The following is a 16,197-nucleotide window of genomic DNA, read 5'->3' on the forward strand; positions in this document are numbered from 1 at the left end:
TCAGCCCTGGTGCCGCACCGGACGTGTGGCGGCACCGGACATGTGGCGACACCGGGATGTGCGGCCGCACCGGACATGTGGCCGGGGTGGAACGTCGGGTGTCCGGATTCCGGGCCGAATCCGCCACCGGGAGGGCGGGAGCGGACCAGGATGATGGCCGTGAGCGAACTGTGGAACGAAAGCGACGCCGGCGTCCTGAGGCTGCCGTCCGGCCGGCTGGTACGGGGCCGGGGCCTGCGCCACCCCCTCGACCCCGGGGCACCCCGGCCCTCTTACGGTGTCTACCTGCTGGGCCGGCAGCCGCCCGAGGTCCCCTGGGAATCCGCCTGGATCCGCTGGCCCGACTTCCGTCTCCCGGCGGACCGGGCGGCCGCCCGGTCGGTGCTGGCCGGCGCGTGGGAACGCAGCGCCGGGGAACGGGTGGAGCTCGCCTGCGGAGGCGGCCGGGGCCGCACGGGTACGGCACTGGCCTGCCTGGCGGTGCTCGAGGGGATGCCCGGGGAGGAGGCGGTGGCCTACGTGCGGCGGCACTACGACCGGCACGCCGTGGAGACCCCGTGGCAGCGACGGTACGTGCGCCGCTTCGGCGAGGGGTGAATCCCGCCTGGGAGGTACGTGCGTCCGTGCGGCCAGGGAGGAGCCTCTCCCTTCGGCACGGCGGACTGGAACCTCAGTCGCAGTAGAGGTCGGCGGCGGGCCGGGTGCCGGTGGCCAGGAACCGGGAGACGGTCCGGTCGCCGCAGGCGTTGCCGTTGTCCAGATAGGCGTCATGGCCGGTGGAGTTCACGGTGACCATGACCGCCCGGTCACCGAGGGCCCGGCGCAGCTTGCGGGCCCCGGCGAGCGGGGTGGCGACGTCCCGCTCGTTCTGCACGAGCAGGATGTTGGAGGGCCCGCGGTCGGTGATCCGCACGGCCGGCTCCCTCGGAGCGTACGGCCAGGCGGCGCACACCATCGGCCCGCGCGGCATGCCCGCGGTCAGCGGGTACGCGGCCCGGCTCTCGTGGACGTCCTTCTGGTAGGCGGCGGCCGAGTCGGGCCAGTCGACGTCGTTGCAGACGGTGCCGACGCCGACGGCGGCGATGTTCTGGAGGACCGGCTCGGGCGGGGCCTCGGGCACCGGCGGCACATCCCCCTCGCGGGCGGCCCGGATGGCCCTGGCCAGTGTCGGGTAGTCGTCGGGGTCGTAGAGGCTGGACAGCATGATCTGGCGGAGCGCGTTGCCGTCCAGGCGCGACGGGTCGGCGCCGGGCCAGGGGAGTGGTTCACGGTCCAGCCGGGCGGCGAGCCGCAGGAAGCCGGACCGCACCTCGGCGGGTGTACGGGCGACCCGGTACGGATTTCCGGGGCGGGCGGCCCACTTGGCGAATTCGGGGAAGTTGTCCTCGACGCCGACCTCGAAGGCGGCGAGCCAGCCGCGGGTCACGCGAGTGTGGTCGGGATCGTTGTTGCTGTCCAGCACGATGCGGTCGGTGCGGTGCGGGAACAACTGGCTGTAGACGACGCCGACATAGGTGCCGTACGAGACGCCCCACGCGGAGATCCTCTCCTCGCCCAGGGCGGCCCGGACGCGGTCCAGGTCACGGGCCTCGTTGGCGGTGCTGATGTGCCGGATCAGTTCACCGCCGTCACGGGCACAGGCCTCGGCCGTACGGCGGGCGGTGGCCATGTTCTCGCCCACGGAACCGTCGGGGGCGGGCCAGGGCAGACGTCTCGTCATGCTGATGTCGGCGGGGTCGAGTGCGCAGTCGACGGCGGTGGAGGGCGCCAAGCCGCGCGGTGCGAACCCGATGAGATCGTAGGCCTCCCGCACCTTCCGCGGCAGCTTCTGCCCCTTCCCGGAGGGGTCGCCGAGACTGTCTCCGCCGGGACCGCCCGGGATGAGCAGCAGAGCGCCCCGCCGCGCGGACGGCTTCTCACTGGGGATCCGCGAGACGGCGATGCGGATCTTGGGGCCGCCGGGGTCGGAGTAGTCCATGGGCACGTCGAGAGTGGCGCACTGCTGTCTGGGGTCGAGGCCGGGGCCGGTGCACGTGCCCCAGTCGAGGGAGCCGGGTGCGGTGGCGGACGCCCCGCCCGGCCCGGCAAACCCCAGCACCGCTCCGGCGGTGGCGACGAGCGCCGCATGTTTCGTGATTCGCTTCATGTCCAGCAGCCTGACCGCCCCGGGCGGCCGACCACATCCGGGCAACTGCCTTATCGGTCAGGGGGTTTACCCCCGGTCCGCCCCGGGGGTCCTACTTTCGTGGCGTTCCGGATCCCGGCGCATCACCACCGCCCGCAGTTCGGCTGTCGCCTCGACATCCGACGGTGGCGCGGGACGCAGGGGCCAATCCCGATCCGGGTACCGCTCCGTCGCTCTCACGGCCGGATGGTTTCGAAAGACACCCGTTCCGCAGCGCACCGTGCCGAACCCCCGCGCTTCACGGCGCAGTTGTGGCCCCTGCGCCCCGCCGGTGCGCAGTCGCCGAGCGTCATCACCAGGACGCGAAGAGTGAAAACCCGCAGGAAGGGGGAGCACGGGGAGGTACGGAACTCGGCGCACCCGCGCCGAAGGAACGGAGGACGCGGTGAAGGAATTGCGGGCAGAACTCGCCAGGGCCGGAATTGTCCTGCCCACTCTTGAACTTGCCCCGGTGAGTCTCGCGCGAAAAGCGCCCTGCCCGCTCGTCGCACCGGGCCGGTCCGCCGTGCGCGGCACCGGCCGTAGGGCCCTGCCGGACACCCCTCGGCTCGCGGCGGTGCCGCGGTGAAGCCTCCGGTCGGCGCGTACGTCGTGGACACCCGAAGCGGCCGCATCGGCATCGTCATGGGGCATGAGGGGCCCTACGTCCAGCTGAGACCGTACGGGGGCGGCAGGGAGTGGGACGCCGCCCCCGGGGCCGTCCGGCACGCCACCCCGGCCGAGCGGCTGAGCGCGGCGACCGCGTACGCCAACGCCCGCAGCAGGGGCGAGGTCCCTTGACGTGACGACCCTGCCAGAATGACTCCATGAGTCTGTTCCGCGACGACGGCATCGTGCTGCGCACCCAGAAGCTGGGTGAGGCGGACCGGATCATCACGCTGCTCACGCGCGGTCACGGACGGGTACGCGCGGTGGCCCGGGGCGTGCGCCGGACGAAGTCGAAGTTCGGTGCGCGCCTCGAACCGTTCTCCCACGTCGACGTGCAGTTCTTCGCCAAGGGGAGCGAGCTGGTCGGCCGCGGACTCCCGCTGTGCACCCAGAGCGAGACCATCGCGCCCTACGGCGGCGGCATCGTCAGCGACTACGCCCGGTACACGGCCGGGACCGTCATGCTGGAGACCGCCGAGCGGTTCACCGACCACGAAGGGGAGCCGGCCGTGCAGCAGTACCTGCTGCTGGTCGGCGGGCTGCGGACGCTCGCCAAGGGCGAACACGCACCCCACCTCGTGCTCGACGCGTTCCTGCTCCGCTCCCTCGCCGTCAACGGGTACGCCCCGAGCTTCACCGACTGCGCGAAGTGCGGGATGCCCGGACCCAACCGGTTCTTCTCGGTCGCCTCGGGCGGATCCGTCTGCGTGGACTGCCGCGTACCCGGCAGCGTCGTACCCTCGCCCCAGGCCCTGGAACTCCTCGGCGCCCTGCTTACGGGAGACTGGGAGACCGCGGACGCGTGCGAGGCGCGCTACGTCCGCGAGGGCAGCGGGCTGGTGTCCGCGTATCTGCACTGGCACATGGAGCGCGGCCTGCGCTCCCTGCGCTACGTCGAGAAGTAGCGCGAGCAGCGCACAACAGAGCAGCACGGAAGCAAGCGAGCACGAGGAGACGAGAAACACATGGCCGTACGCGGGATCCTGGGGCGCCAGCGCCGGGAGTACAGGACGCCGGAGCCGCACCCGTCCGGCGCGCGGCCCCCGAAGATCCCCGGGGAGTTCGTACCGCAGCATGTGGCGATCGTCATGGACGGCAACGGCCGCTGGGCCAAGGACCGGGGCCTGCCGCGCACCGAGGGGCACAAGGTCGGTGCCGAGCGCGTGCTGGACGTGCTCCAGGGGGCCATCGAGATGGGCGTGGGCGCCATCTCCCTGTACGCCTTCTCCACCGAGAACTGGAAGCGCTCGCCCGACGAGGTGCGCTTCCTGATGAACTTCAACCGGGACTTCATCCGCAAGACCCGGGACCAGCTCGACGAACTGGGCATCCGGGTGCGCTGGGTCGGGCGGATGCCGAAGCTGTGGCGGTCCGTGGCCAAGGAGCTCCAGGTCGCCCAGGAGCAGACCAAGGGCAACGACAGGCTCACGCTCTACTTCTGCATGAACTACGGCGGGCGGGCCGAGATCGCCGACGCGGCCCAGGCGCTGGCGGAGGACGTGAAGAGCGGCAAGCTCGACCCGTCCAAGGTCAACGAGAAGACCTTCGCGAAGTACATGTACTACCCGGACATGCCGGACGTGGACCTGTTCCTGCGGCCCAGCGGTGAGCAGCGCACCTCCAACTACCTGATCTGGCAGAGCGCCTACGCCGAGATGGTCTTCCAGGACGTGCTGTGGCCGGACTTCGACCGGCGCGACCTGTGGCGGGCGTGCCTGGAGTTCGCCTCGCGGGACCGCCGCTTCGGCGGGGCCGTCCCCAACGAGGAACTGCTGGCCATGGAGGGCAAGCAGGAGTAGGCCCTCGGGCCCCGGAAGCCCCAGGAGCCCCGGGAAGCCCGGCAGCCCCTCCGGTGGCAGCCGGGCCGCTGCGGCGGTGTCCTGGTCGCATGGGTTCCACCGCCCTCAGCGCACCCGGCCGGACCGCACACCAGGCCACCGGGGCCTTCATCGCGTCCTCGCTGGCTCTCTTCTGCATCCAGCTGGACTTCTTCGCGCTCAACCTGGCCATCCCCGGGATCTCCGCCGAACTGGACACGACCGTTTCCGCGGCGCAGTGGACGCTGTCCGCGTACATGCTCGCCATCGGCTGCCTGTTCATCGTCGGGGGGCGGCTGGGCGACCTCCTCGGCCGGCGCCCGGTCCTGCTGGCCGGGACCGGGCTGTTCGCCGCCGCCTCCGTCGGCTGCGCCCTCGCGCCGAGCCTCGGCGTGCTCGTCGTGGCCCGGATCGTGCAGGGCGCGGGCGCGGCGCTGATCTTCCCCGTGTCGGTCTCCGTCATCACCAACGCCTTTCCGGAGGAGACCCGGGCCCGGGCGCTCGGCGCGATGTTCGGCATCGCCAACGTCGGCACCGCCCTCGGGCCGTTCGTCGGCGGCGGCTTCACCGACGGGCCCGGCTGGCGGTGGATCTTCTGGCTGCTGGCCCCGCTCAGCGCCCTCTCGCTGCTGATCGCCCTGCGCTACGTCCCCGACTCGCGGGACGAGAGCGCTCCACGCCAGGTCGACCTGCCGGGCTGCCTGGCCGTCGTCACCGGTCTGGCCGCCCTGACCCTGGCCGTGGAGCGGGGGAGCGCCTGGGGCTGGGGCCACGCCCGCACGCTCGCACTGTTCGGGGTCGCCGTGGTGTCCGGCGGCCTCTTCGTGCTGCGGGAGCGGACCTGCCGGCACCCGCTGGTCGACTTCCGGCTGTTCCGCAACGTCCGCTTCGATCTCGTCACCGTGATGGGGTCGGTCGCCAACATGGGCTACGCCGTCACCGTGTTCCTCGCCACCCTGCAATTGCAGCAGGTGCGGGGCCTGTCGGCGGTCCTGTCCGGCACGGTGTTCCTGGCCCCGGCCGTCATGGTCGCCTGCTCGGGCCCGATCGGCGCCTGGCTGTCCGGCCGGATGCGCGCCACCAGCGTCATGGCCCTGGCCGGGACCGTCGCCGGCACCGGCATGATCGGGCTGAGCTGGGCCTGGTCCTGGTGGGTCTACCTGCCGGTCTTCACCTGGTGCGCGCTCGGGCTGGGCCTGGGCTGGACCTTCGCCAGCGTGGCCACCCAGCAGGTCGTCTCACCCGCCCGCGCCGGAGAGGCCTCGGGCGTCGTCCTCACAGCCCTCGTCACACTCGGGGCGATCGGCCTCGCGGCGGTGGCGGCGGCCATCACCTCGCTCACCCCCGAGACCGGCCCGGAAGACGCCTACGACCTCGTCCTACGAGTCGGCGGCACGGTGATCCTGGCCTCCACGGCCCTGTCTCTGCTCGTCCGGCGCGCACTGAGAGCCCGGGGCGCATAGGAACCAGGAGGCTTGCGACCACAGGGGCGCGGGAAACAACGCGAACGGCCACAACGCACCTCACAGGGGCGCGGGGAACTGCGCGAAAAAGACCCACGCACCCGCAGCCGGCAACGCACCTCACAGGGGCGCGGGGAACTGCGCGAAAAAACCCACGCACCCGCAGCCGGCAACGACGCCTCACTCCCGCGGCGGGAACAAAACCCGGCTCAACCGCCGGAGGCCTTCGCACAGTCCGCACACGTCCCGAAGATCTCCACCGTATGAGCCACGTTCACATACCCGTGCTCCGCCGCGATGGACTCGGCCCACTTCTCCACGGCCGGCCCCTCGACCTCGACGGCCTTGCCGCAGCCCCGGCACACCAGGTGGTGGTGATGGTCGTCGGTGGAGCAACGCCGGTACACCGACTCACCGTCGGCCGTGCGCAGGACGTCGACCTCACCGGCGTCGGCGAGGGACTGCAGGGTGCGGTAGACCGTGGTGAGCCCGACCGAGTCGCCCTTGTGCTTCAGCATGTCGTGCAGTTCCTGCGCACTGCGGAACTCGTCGACCTCTTGCAGGGCCGCCGCCACAGCGGCCCGCTGCTTGGTGGCGCGGCCCTTCACGGACGGTCCAGCGGTCGTCACCGTTGCCTCCTCACGTCTGCCTTGCCCGGGCCATTGTGCCAGCCCCGGGTGAGGGCGGTCAGACGCCGACTTCGTCGGTGGCCTGCCGGCTGCCCGGGATCGCGCACTCGGCGGGATCGGCCGCACCGTCCGCGGCCGCCCGGGCCCGGGCGCGGCGGCGGGCCAGCGGGGCCGCGAGCGCCGTCAGAGCGATGAACGCGCCGATGGTCAGCAGCACGATGGTCGCCCCCGGCGGCACGTCCTGGTAGTACGAGGTGACGGTGCCGCCGATCGTCACGCTCACGCCGATGGCCACAGCGATCACGAAGGTCGCGGCGAAGCTGCGGGCGATCTGCTGGGCGGCCGCGACGGGGACCACCATCAGCGCGCTGACCAGCAACAGTCCGACCACCCGCATCGCCACCGTCACCGTGACGGCCGCGGTGACGGCCGTCAGCAGGTTCAGCACGCGCACCGGCAGGCCCGTCACCCGGGCGAACTCCTCGTCCTGGCTGACCGCGAACAGCTGCCGCCGCAGGCCGAGGGTGACCAGGACGACGAAGGCGGCCAGGGCGCAGATCGCCGTGACGTCCGACTGGGACACCGTCGACAGGGAGCCGAACAGGTACGACGTCAGATTGGCGTTGGAGCCCGTCGGCGCGAGGTTGATGAACATCACACCGCCGGCCATGCCGCCGTAGAACAGCATCGCGAGGGCGATGTCGCCGCGGGTCTTGCCGTACCAGCGGATCAGCTCCATGAGGACCGCGCCGAGGACGGAGACCAGGGTCGCCATCCACACCGGGGACCAGGTCAGCAGGAAGCCGAGGCCGACGCCTGTCATCGCGACGTGGCCGATGCCGTCGCCCATCAGGGCCTGGCGGCGCTGGACCAGGTAGATGCCCACCGCGGGCGCGGTGATGCCGACCAGGACGGCGGCGAGCAGGGCCCGCTGCATGAAGGCGTAGTCGAGGAAGTCCATCAGCTCAGCAGTCCCGTGCGGATCGGTTCGGCGCCCGCGGGTGCGTGCGGGTGTACGTGGTCGTGACCGGGCAGGGCGTGCTGCCCGACGGCCTTGGGGGGCGGGCCGTCGTGGACGACGCAGCCGTCGCGCAGTACGACCGCCCGGTCGATGAGGGGCTCGAGCGGGCCCAGTTCGTGCAGCACGAGCAGCACGGTGGCACCCCGGGAGACCTGCTCGGTGAGGGTGTGCGCGAGGACCTCCTGGCTGGCCAGGTCGACCCCCGCCATCGGCTCGTCCATGATCAGCAGCTCGGGTTCGGAGGCGAGCGCACGGGCGATCAGGACGCGCTGGTGCTGGCCACCGGAGAGGGCGTCGACCGGGTCCTTGGCCCGGTCGGCCATGCCGACGAGCTCCAGGGCGCGTCGTACGGCCGCGTGGTCGGCCTTGCGCAGCAGGCCGAAGCGGGCCCGTGACAGGCGGCCGGAGGAGACCACCTCGGTGACCGTGGCGGGCACCCCGCCTGCGGCCGTGGTGCGCTGCGGGACGTAACCCACGCGGTGCCAGTCGCGGAACCGCCTGCGCTCCGTGCCGAACAGCTCGATGGCACCGGCGCCGGTCTGCACCTGGCCGATGATGCTGCGCACGGCCGTGGACTTGCCCGAGCCGTTCGCGCCGAGCAGGGCGACGACCTCGCCGCGGTGCACGGTGAGGTCGATGCCGCGCAGCACGGGGCGCGAGCCCAGGTCCGCGCGGACGCCGCGCAGGGATACGACGGGCTCGGTCATGCCGTCCTCCGATGGGTCGATCACTTGGCTCCCAGGGCCGTCTGCAGGGCCTTGAGGTTGGATTCCATGACCTGGAAGTAGTCGTCGCCGCGGGACTTGCCGGTGATGCCCTCGATCGGGTCGAGGACGTCGGTCTTCAGGTTCGCGTCCCGGGCCAGGGTCTTCGCGGTCTTGTCGGACACCAGTGTCTCGTAGAAGACGGTGGTGACGCCGTCGGCCTTCGCCTCCTGCTGGAGCTCGCGGACACGGGCGCCGCTGGGCTCGCTGTCGGGGTCGACGCCGGAGATGGCCTCCTGGGTGAGGCCGTAGCGCTCGGCGAGGTAGCCGAAGGCGGCGTGGTTGGTGAAGAACACCTTCGTCTTCGTGTTCTTCAGGCCGCTCTCGAAGTCGCCGTCCAGGCCCTTCAGCTTGCTGACCAGGGCCTCGGTGTTCTTCTGGTAGTCGGCCGCGTGGTCCGGGTCGGCCTTCTCGAAGGCCTTGCCGACGCCCTGCGCGATCTCGGCGTACTTCACCGGGTCGAGCCAGACGTGCGGATCGCTGCCGTGCTCCTCCTCGTCGGAGTGCTCCTCGGAGTGGGCTTCCTCACCCTCGTGGCTGTGGCCGCCGGTGCCGTGGTCCTCGAGGTGGGTCAGCGTGGCCGCGTCGATCTTGGTCTTGATGCCGGTCTGGCCGACGGCCTCGTCGACGGCGGGCTGGAGGCCCTTGAGGTAGAGCGCCGCGTCGGCCTCCTCCAGCTGCGCGCGCTGCTGGGTGCTGATCTCCAGGTCGTGCGGTTCCTGGCCGGGCTCGGTCAGGCTGGTGACGTTCGCGTGGTCGCCGCCGATCTGCTGGGCGAGGAAAGCCATGGGGTAGAACGACGCGACGACGTCGAACTTGTCCGTGTTGCCCGTCGCCACGCTGTCGCTGGAGCAGGCGGTCAGGGCGCCGAGGCCGAGAGCGGAGGCCACGGCGGCGGGTATGAGGCGTCGTCGTACGTTCATGACACTCATTTTCAACAAATATGGAAACCGTTGTCAACAAAGAGTCCGGGCAGGGCCTTGAGCTCCACGGAGGGGGAGCGATTTGATTGAGGGGGCGTCCCCGCCGGTAACCTGAGACATTCGCTGGAAGCAACTCGCTTCGTCGCCCGTCGTCGTAATGAAGAGAGCACCGTGGCCGCCGACAAGATCGACACCATCGTCAGCCTGAGCAAGCGCCGTGGCTTCGTATTCCCCTGTAGTGAGATCTACGGCGGTCAGCGCGCCGCTTGGGACTACGGCCCCCTGGGTGTCGAGCTCAAGGAGAACCTCAAGCGCCAGTGGTGGCGCTACATGGTGACGTCGCGCGAGGACGTCGTGGGCATCGACTCGTCCGTGATCCTGGCCCCCGAGGTCTGGGTCGCCTCCGGTCACGTCGCCACCTTCACGGACCCGCTGACCGAGTGCACCTCCTGCCACAAGCGGTTCCGCGCGGACCACCTGGAGGAGGCCTACGAGGAGAAGAAGGGCCGGGCCCCGGAGAACGGCCTCCTCGACGTCAACTGCCCCAACTGCGGCAACAAGGGGCAGTTCACCGAGCCCAAGCAGTTCTCGGGCCTGCTGTCCACCCACCTCGGCCCGACGCAGGACTCCGGCTCCGTCGCCTACCTGCGTCCCGAGACCGCGCAGGGCATCTTCACCAACTTCTCGCAGGTGCAGACCACCTCGCGCCGCAAGCCGCCGTTCGGCATCGCCCAGATGGGCAAGTCCTTCCGCAACGAGATCACGCCCGGCAACTTCATCTTCCGCACCCGCGAGTTCGAGCAGATGGAGATGGAGTTCTTCGTCAAGCCGGGCGAGGACGAGAAGTGGCAGGAGTACTGGATGGAGCAGCGCTGGAACTGGTACACCGGTCTCGGTCTGCGCGAGGAGAACATGCGGTGGTACGAGCACCCGCAGGAGAAGCTCTCCCACTACTCCAAGCGCACCGCCGACATCGAGTACCGCTTCCAGTTCGGCGGCAGTGAGTGGGGCGAGCTCGAGGGCGTCGCCAACCGCACCGACTACGACCTCGGCGCCCACTCCAAGGCCTCCGGCCAGGACCTCACGTACTTCGACCAGGAGGCCGGCGAGCGCTGGACGCCGTACGTCATCGAGCCCGCGGCCGGTGTGGGCCGCGCGATGCTGGCGTTCCTCCTGGACGCCTACATCGAGGACGAGGCGCCCAACGCCAAGGGCAAGATGGAGAAGCGCACCGTGCTGCGCCTCGACCACCGCCTCGCCCCGGTGAAGGTCGCCGTGCTGCCGCTGTCCCGCAACCCGGAGCTGTCCCCGAAGGCCAAGGGCCTGGCCCAGGCGCTCCGGCAGAACTGGAACATCGAGTTCGACGACGCCGGCGCCATCGGCCGCCGCTACCGCCGTCAGGACGAGATCGGTACGCCGTTCTGCGTGACCGTGGACTTCGACACGCTCGAGGACAACGCGGTGACCGTGCGCGAGCGCGACTCGATGAAGCAGGAGCGCGTCTCCCTCGACCAGATCGAGGGCTACCTGGCGGCCCGCCTCGTCGGCTGCTGATCGCCTCTCACTGCGGCGCGGTGCCGGGTTCCTCCACGAAAGGGGCCCGGCGCCGCCGCGTTTCACGGGTCCGCCGGTCGACGTGACCCTTCAGAGGTCCAGGTCCACGTAGACCGCCGCGTGGTCCGAGGCGCGGTTCCACTTCGAGGTGACGGTGTCGAAGGACTTGACGGTGGACGGGGCCCAGACGCCCCGCCGTTCCACCTCCACGTGCTGCACCTGCTCCCACAGTGGCGGCGGCAGCAGCACGTAGTCGAGCTTCTGGCTCTCGGCGGTGCCCGTGCCGTGGGTGCCCGGGGCGCCCCGGTAGGACGGGTGGCTCATCACGTCCCGCAGACCCGTGCCCAGCAGGGCCCTGATCGCCTCGCTGGACGGCTCGTCGTTGAGGTCGCCGGCGACCACGACGTACGGGGAACGCTCCAGGGCGGTCTGGTGGATCGACGCCACCCGCCGGGCCTGGGCGATGCGCAGCTCCGGGTCGTCGCCGCTCTGGCTCTTGAGGTGGTTGCCCAGCAGCCACAGCGGCGTCGCGCCGATCTGGATCTCGTACTCGGGGCAGTCCCGGCTGAAGAGGTACGCGCCCGGGCGGTCCGGGTCGGTGTCGAACACGTGCGAGCGCAGGGACGTGATCGGATGGCGGCTGAGGACCCCCACGTCGATGCCGCGCGGGTCGTTGCCGTCGATCACCATGTCGTACGGGTACGGAGTCTTCTTCAGGTCGGCGCCCAGCACCTGCTCGTTGAAGCGGCGCAGGGTCGTGCGGTCCTCCACCTCCACCGTGAGCAGGATGTCCGCGTCGACCTCGGCGACCACGCGGCCCGTGTTGTGCACGACCTCCCAGTCGAGGTCGTCACGGACCAGCTCCACCCAGCCCGTCCACCCCGAGCGGCCCTTGGCCACGATCTCGAAGCTGACGTGTGCGCCGCCGCCCTTCGTCTTGAACAGCGTGCCCTGGCCGCGCGTCTCGTTGACGAAGAACGGCCTGTCCCCGCGTGAGTCGTGCACCCGGTGCTTCTTCAGGAGTTCGGCGGCGCGGGCCTTGGTGTCGTCGTCGTAGGTCTCCTTCTCCAGGAGGGAGACCAGTTCGGCGTAGTCGTCGAGGATCTCTCGGCGCTGCTTGTCGCCGGGCAGGCGGAAGACCTTGGGGCGGCGGAAGAGGTTCTCCGTGTTGAAGGTGGCGATACGGATCGTCATGGCGCGCTCCCTCGGGCGGCGCAGGAGTTCCGCACGACAGGTGGGCGGGCGCCGCCGGGGAGACCGCTCACCGGCACTTTCCATTGTCCGAGCGGGTGTGAAGCGTGTCGAACGGTGGGGCGGTTGAGGTCCCTGGGTGCCTTGTGGGGGAGGAGAGCGGTGAGGCTTCTGCGGTCCTTCTTCGGGGGTCGGCAGTCTTGTTGTCGGGGCAGCGGTGAGGCCTCCGCCGTCCCCGGGACGCGGCGGATTGGTCCTGGAGTGCCGGGGGTGATTGGTCCTGTTCCGTTGGGCTGGGCGGCGCCAGGGTGGCGACATGAGCATCGCGTTCCTGCTGACCACCCTCGTCATCGTCGCCACGCCGGGCACCGGCGTCGTCTACACCCTCGCCGCCGCGCTCTCCCGGGGCAGCCGCGCCGGCGTCGTCGCCGCCGTCGCCTGCACGCTCGGGATCGTCCCGCACCTGCTGGCCTCGGTCACCGGCGCCGCCGCGCTGCTGCACACGAGCGCGACCGCGTTCCAGGTGCTCAAGTACGCGGGTGTCGCCTACCTGCTGTACATGGCGTGGGCGACGGCACGGGACAAGAAGGCCCTCGTGGTGGAGGAGGGCGGAGCCGCCCAGGAGGTGTCGACGCGGCGGGTGATCGTGCGCGGCGTGCTGGTCAACATCCTCAACCCGAAGCTGACGATCTTCTTCTTCGCGTTCCTGCCGCAGTTCGTGAACCCCGGGGAGCCGCACGCGGTGCTGCGGATGGCGGCGCTCGGCGGGGTTTTCATGCTGGCGACCTTCGCCGTGTTCGCCGCCTACGGGGTACTGGCCGCGTCCGTGCGCCGGCACATCGTGGGCCGGCCGCGGGTGACGACCTGGCTGCGGCGGGGCTTCGCGGGGTCGTTCGTGGCACTGGGGGCGAAGCTGGCGCTCACGGCGCGGTAGCCGCAGCGGGGCGGGGCGGCAGCGGGGCGTATGCCATATTCAATATCGCTGCATGTATAGACCAAGGCTGCCCTAATGTGCAGGAATTCGGCCACGTCCGGGGGTGTGATCTGTGCATTCATTTACGAGGGAAGTCGGTGGCTGAAAATGGACGATCCGGCGTCGAGATGGGTGTTCGTGGCGGCCCTACAAATCCCCTTCGAACATCCTGTCCGCTTCCCTGGAACCCGTAGAAGGCCTGGTGGATTGCGGGAAACGGCAACGATGTGAAACCGGTCACCCTGGTCCTCCCAGTGATTACGAGCCGCGTCGCTGCCTGATAGATATCGCTCTGCCTGCCGCTCAAATCGGCCGCTCCGGCAGGCGAAAGGGACAGCATCATGGGAATCGAGCTGATCATTGTCGGGCTCATTTCCGGGGTTACTCAGGCGATGGCGTCAGAATCGTGGACTGCCGCTCGAGACCGCATCGCCCGCACGCTCACGGACAACGCCACCGACCGCCACGACCTCCTCGTACTCCTGGACGGGGACCGTGCCGCAGTCCTGGCCGGCGACCCCGACGGTGTGGAGAGCCGTCTCGCCCACCGCTTCCGCCGGTACGCCGAGAGCCGTCCGGATGCCGAGGCCGACCTCCGGCAGCTGCTGGCCGGCCTGTCGAACGGGTTCCCCACCGCGGCAGCCCAGGACAACAGCTTGCACATCCACGGGAACGTGGGCTCGATCATCGCCGCCGCGCCCGGTGCGACCGCCGCCGGGGGGAGCGTCGACCACGGGACGATCAACAGCGGCGTCATCAACCACGGCCGCATGAGGACCGGCGCGCTCACCGGCCAGGCCGCCCGGACGCCGTCATCGAGGGAGACGGGTGACGCCCGCCCTCGCCTGCTCGCCCGCGCCCTGATCACCGTCGTACTGGCCGGTGGCATCGCGGGATTCGCCTACGGCTACGACTGGGACGGCCCCGCTGACGGTGGAGAGGTCAGGACCTGCCGCCAATTCCTGGACATGGACACCGGCTTCCAGAAGAAGGCGCTCCTCGACATCGCGCGTGCGGTCGGCAACAAGGAGGCGGCGACCGACGAGAGCATCGTCGAGCACACGCGCTACGCGTGCATAGGCGCCGAGAACGCGGTCCTCACGGACGTTCTCGCCCCCACCCCGGCCCCGTAAGGCCGTCCGGCGCACGCCTGGCAGGCCCGCCCGGCGCACCGCCGCGGTGGGCCTTCGCGTGCGGATCACCAAGCCCGTTCCGGCGGCCCGACGCCCGTGCGCTCACGCCGCCGTGGGATCGACCGTGGCCTGGTGGGCCTCCAGCAGGTGTTCCTCCGCCTTCAGCCAGGGCAGGAACTGGGCGCCTCTGTGCCAGCCGCAGGTGTCGCATCTGATCGTGCGCTGCACACCCGTACGGTGCACCCGCACCACGTGCTCCCGGCCGTGCTGGTCCCACCGGCTGACCTTGCTCGTGTCGATCTGTGCCATGAAGCCTCCCGCGTGAGGAAATCCGCCGTCCCGGTCCGCCCGCAGCAAGGAGTGTGCAGCACGACCGACATCAACGGGGTTTCCCCGGAAGCGCGTTATCAGGCCGTGAGAGACCTCAGGCGACGGTGCGGGGCAGCCGCAGGCTCAGCAGGCCGGTCAGCACGACACCGCCGAGCTGCACCAGCAGCGTCGTGACCAGGGCGTCGCGCATGCCCAGCCCCGGCACCAGGGACAGGAACAGCGTGCCCAGGGTCGCCACACCGAGGGCCAGCGCCGACTGCTGGGTGGTGATCATCACGCCGCTGCCGACTCCGGCCCGGGCGGGCGGCACCTCGGACAGGATCACCCGGTAGAGGACGGGAAGTTGCAGCGCCTGGCCCGCACCGGCGACCGCCGCGCCCGGGAGCAGTTCGACGAAGCCGAGGTGCGGCCAGAACCGCCAGGCGGCCATCGTCATCAGGGCCAGACCCACACCCTGGAGGGCGGCGCCGGCCGTCACCACCCGGGTGCCGTACCGGGCGACCAGGCGCGGACCCAGCAGCGAGAACACGAAGAACACCACCGCCAGCGGCACGAGCGCCAACCCGGCGTCGACCGGACTCAGCCCGGCGCCCTGCTGCAACGCCACCGCGATCACGAACATGAACCCGCTGAAGCCGATCGAGAAGGGCAGCACCAGCAGAAGTCCGCGGCGCAGCGAGGTCAGTGCGAACAGGCTCGGCGGCACCAGCGGCGTACGGCCCGCGCGGTCGGCCCGCCGCTCCACCGCGTAGAACGCGGCCGTCACGAAGGGGAACGCAGCCAGGGACAGCCACGTCCACAGCGGCCAGCCCGCCGCCCGGCCCTCGGTGAGCGGCACGAGCAGGGCCAGGAGGGAGGCCGCGAGGAGGAACGTGCCCGGGACGTCGACGGGTTCCGGGCGCGGCGAGCGGGTCTCGGGGACGGCCCGGAAGGCCGGCACCAGCCCCGCGAGCACGACCGGCACATTGACGAGGAACACCGAACGCCAGCCGGTCCCGGCGATGTCCGCGGCCACCAGGACCCCGCCGAGGATCTGCCCGGCGACCATCGCCAGCCCCGCCGTCGCGCCGTACAGTCCCATGGCCCTGGCCCGCCGGGGGCCGGTGGTGGTCGCCTGGATGGTGGCGAGCACTTGTGGCAGCATCGCGGCCGCCGACGCGCCCTGCGCGACCCGGGCCGCGACGAGCGACCAGGCCCCGGGCGCCAGTCCGCAGGCCAGCGAGGTCAGCCCGAAGGCCGCCATCCCGGCGAGGAACAGCCGTCGCCGGCCGAACAGATCGCCGAGCCGGCCCCCGAGGACCAGCAGGACCGCGTACGACAGCCCGTACCCGGCGACGACGAGTTCGAGCACGGACTCGCTCGCGGCGAGGTCCGTGCCGATGGTCGGCAGGGCGACGTTGACGATGAAGAAGTCGATGAGGGGGAGGGCCGCGGCCAGCAGCACCGCGAACAGCCCGAGACCGCTGAGCACGGGAGCGGGGGCGGTGGGCGAACGGACGGGACTCGGGGCAAGGGATTCGGTGGTCACGGTCACGAGCCTGCGACGTCGCCCAGGCTGGTACCAGA

16 protein-coding genes are annotated in these 16,197 nt (G+C 70.9%); 8 read left to right on the top strand and 8 right to left on the bottom strand.

Translation table 11 applies throughout. From position 1 onward, the window contains the following. Positions 1 to 153 precede the first annotated feature (153 nt). A complete protein-coding gene (locus ACIQU3_RS07775) occupies positions 154 to 597 on the top strand; it encodes a protein phosphatase (protein ID WP_403924169.1) in 444 nt (147 codons plus the stop codon). 73 nt (positions 598 to 670) lie between these two features. On the opposite strand, the gene ACIQU3_RS07780 is transcribed toward ACIQU3_RS07775, so the two are convergent. Continuing rightward, a complete protein-coding gene (locus ACIQU3_RS07780) occupies positions 671 to 2,146 on the bottom strand; it encodes an alpha/beta hydrolase (RefSeq protein ID WP_403923876.1) in 1,476 nt (491 codons plus the stop codon). 603 nt (positions 2,147 to 2,749) lie between these two features. Between ACIQU3_RS07780 and ACIQU3_RS07785 the strand changes: the two genes are divergently transcribed. The 4 genes from ACIQU3_RS07785 (at position 2,750) to ACIQU3_RS07800 (ending at position 6,113) form a co-directional block, all read left to right on the top strand. Continuing rightward, positions 2,750 to 2,965, top strand: a complete 216-nt coding sequence (locus ACIQU3_RS07785; protein WP_403725732.1) for a hypothetical protein — start codon at positions 2,750 to 2,752, stop codon at positions 2,963 to 2,965. A gap of 26 nt (positions 2,966 to 2,991) precedes the next feature. Then, complete coding sequence (gene recO, locus ACIQU3_RS07790) at positions 2,992 to 3,738, top strand: DNA repair protein RecO (protein WP_403923879.1); 747 nt, start codon at positions 2,992 to 2,994, stop codon at positions 3,736 to 3,738. 60 nt (positions 3,739 to 3,798) lie between these two features. Continuing rightward, positions 3,799 to 4,632 carry an isoprenyl transferase gene (locus ACIQU3_RS07795; protein WP_403725729.1) on the top strand — a complete coding sequence of 278 codons (834 nt, stop codon included), beginning with the start codon at positions 3,799 to 3,801 and terminating at the stop codon, positions 4,630 to 4,632. Between the two features lie 89 nt (positions 4,633 to 4,721). Next, the gene (locus ACIQU3_RS07800) at positions 4,722 to 6,113 is read left to right on the top strand and encodes an MFS transporter (protein ID WP_403923882.1); all 1,392 of its coding nucleotides are present in this window, start codon (positions 4,722 to 4,724) and stop codon (positions 6,111 to 6,113) included. A gap of 209 nt (positions 6,114 to 6,322) precedes the next feature. On the opposite strand, the gene ACIQU3_RS07805 is transcribed toward ACIQU3_RS07800, so the two are convergent. The 4 genes from ACIQU3_RS07805 to ACIQU3_RS07820 are packed head-to-tail and all read right to left on the bottom strand — an operon-like array spanning position 6,323 to position 9,450. Continuing rightward, entirely contained in the window at positions 6,323 to 6,742 is a 420-nt protein-coding gene (locus ACIQU3_RS07805; protein WP_403725723.1) for a Fur family transcriptional regulator, read from the bottom strand. 58 nt (positions 6,743 to 6,800) lie between these two features. Further along, positions 6,801 to 7,703, bottom strand: coding sequence for a metal ABC transporter permease (locus ACIQU3_RS07810; RefSeq protein ID WP_403725720.1), 903 nt, complete (start codon positions 7,701 to 7,703; stop codon positions 6,801 to 6,803). Continuing rightward, on the bottom strand, positions 7,703 to 8,470 hold the full coding sequence (locus ACIQU3_RS07815) for a metal ABC transporter ATP-binding protein (protein WP_403725717.1): 768 nt from the start codon (positions 8,468 to 8,470) through the stop codon (positions 7,703 to 7,705). Before ACIQU3_RS07815 ends, ACIQU3_RS07810 begins: the two co-directional genes overlap by 1 nt. Before the next feature lie 20 nt (positions 8,471 to 8,490). After that, positions 8,491 to 9,450 (bottom strand): metal ABC transporter substrate-binding protein, encoded by a 960-nt coding sequence (locus tag ACIQU3_RS07820; protein WP_403725714.1) that lies wholly within the window; start codon positions 9,448 to 9,450, stop codon positions 8,491 to 8,493. A 171-nt stretch (positions 9,451 to 9,621) separates the two neighbouring features. Here ACIQU3_RS07820 and ACIQU3_RS07825 point away from each other — a divergent pair, with 171 nt between their 5' ends. Then, the gene (locus ACIQU3_RS07825) at positions 9,622 to 11,004 is read left to right on the top strand and encodes a glycine--tRNA ligase (protein WP_234848362.1); all 1,383 of its coding nucleotides are present in this window, start codon (positions 9,622 to 9,624) and stop codon (positions 11,002 to 11,004) included. A 90-nt stretch (positions 11,005 to 11,094) separates the two neighbouring features. Here the strand turns inward: ACIQU3_RS07825 and ACIQU3_RS07830 are convergent, their stop codons facing one another. Beyond that, complete coding sequence (locus tag ACIQU3_RS07830; RefSeq protein WP_403923885.1) at positions 11,095 to 12,198, bottom strand: endonuclease/exonuclease/phosphatase family protein; 1,104 nt, start codon at positions 12,196 to 12,198, stop codon at positions 11,095 to 11,097. 313 nt (positions 12,199 to 12,511) lie between these two features. On the opposite strand from ACIQU3_RS07830, the gene ACIQU3_RS07835 reads away from it, so the two are divergent. Further along, positions 12,512 to 13,129 (top strand): LysE family translocator, encoded by a 618-nt coding sequence (locus tag ACIQU3_RS07835; RefSeq protein ID WP_403923887.1) that lies wholly within the window; start codon positions 12,512 to 12,514, stop codon positions 13,127 to 13,129. 431 nt (positions 13,130 to 13,560) lie between these two features. Beyond that, positions 13,561 to 14,301 carry a hypothetical protein gene (locus ACIQU3_RS07840; protein ID WP_403923889.1) on the top strand — a complete coding sequence of 247 codons (741 nt, stop codon included), beginning with the start codon at positions 13,561 to 13,563 and terminating at the stop codon, positions 14,299 to 14,301. 102 nt (positions 14,302 to 14,403) lie between these two features. On the opposite strand, the gene ACIQU3_RS07845 is transcribed toward ACIQU3_RS07840, so the two are convergent. Then, positions 14,404 to 14,610, bottom strand: a complete 207-nt coding sequence (locus ACIQU3_RS07845; protein ID WP_104780685.1) for a hypothetical protein — start codon at positions 14,608 to 14,610, stop codon at positions 14,404 to 14,406. Between the two features lie 115 nt (positions 14,611 to 14,725). Further along, complete coding sequence (locus ACIQU3_RS07850; protein WP_403725702.1) at positions 14,726 to 16,159, bottom strand: MFS transporter; 1,434 nt, start codon at positions 16,157 to 16,159, stop codon at positions 14,726 to 14,728. Positions 16,160 to 16,197: the final 38 nt, after the last annotated feature.

The organism is Streptomyces sp. NPDC101110, from assembly GCF_044759525.1.
GTDB lineage: Bacteria > Actinomycetota > Actinomycetes > Streptomycetales > Streptomycetaceae > Streptomyces.

Coding starts and splice junctions, on each gene's coding strand:
- ACIQU3_RS07820 (WP_403725714.1), bottom strand. CDS start 9,450: ATGAACGTACGACGACGCCTCATACCCGCCGCCGTGGCCTCCGCTCTC.
- ACIQU3_RS07775 (WP_403924169.1), top strand. CDS start 154: ATGGCCGTGAGCGAACTGTGGAACGAAAGCGACGCCGGCGTCCTGAGG.
- ACIQU3_RS07810 (WP_403725720.1), bottom strand. CDS start 7,703: ATGGACTTCCTCGACTACGCCTTCATGCAGCGGGCCCTGCTCGCCGCC.
- ACIQU3_RS07815 (WP_403725717.1), bottom strand. CDS start 8,470: ATGACCGAGCCCGTCGTATCCCTGCGCGGCGTCCGCGCGGACCTGGGC.
- ACIQU3_RS07780 (WP_403923876.1), bottom strand. CDS start 2,146: ATGAAGCGAATCACGAAACATGCGGCGCTCGTCGCCACCGCCGGAGCG.
- ACIQU3_RS07830 (WP_403923885.1), bottom strand. CDS start 12,198: ATGACGATCCGTATCGCCACCTTCAACACGGAGAACCTCTTCCGCCGC.
- recO (WP_403923879.1), top strand. CDS start 2,992: ATGAGTCTGTTCCGCGACGACGGCATCGTGCTGCGCACCCAGAAGCTG.
- ACIQU3_RS07835 (WP_403923887.1), top strand. CDS start 12,512: ATGAGCATCGCGTTCCTGCTGACCACCCTCGTCATCGTCGCCACGCCG.
- ACIQU3_RS07795 (WP_403725729.1), top strand. CDS start 3,799: ATGGCCGTACGCGGGATCCTGGGGCGCCAGCGCCGGGAGTACAGGACG.
- ACIQU3_RS07800 (WP_403923882.1), top strand. CDS start 4,722: ATGGGTTCCACCGCCCTCAGCGCACCCGGCCGGACCGCACACCAGGCC.
- ACIQU3_RS07840 (WP_403923889.1), top strand. CDS start 13,561: ATGGCGTCAGAATCGTGGACTGCCGCTCGAGACCGCATCGCCCGCACG.
- ACIQU3_RS07845 (WP_104780685.1), bottom strand. CDS start 14,610: ATGGCACAGATCGACACGAGCAAGGTCAGCCGGTGGGACCAGCACGGC.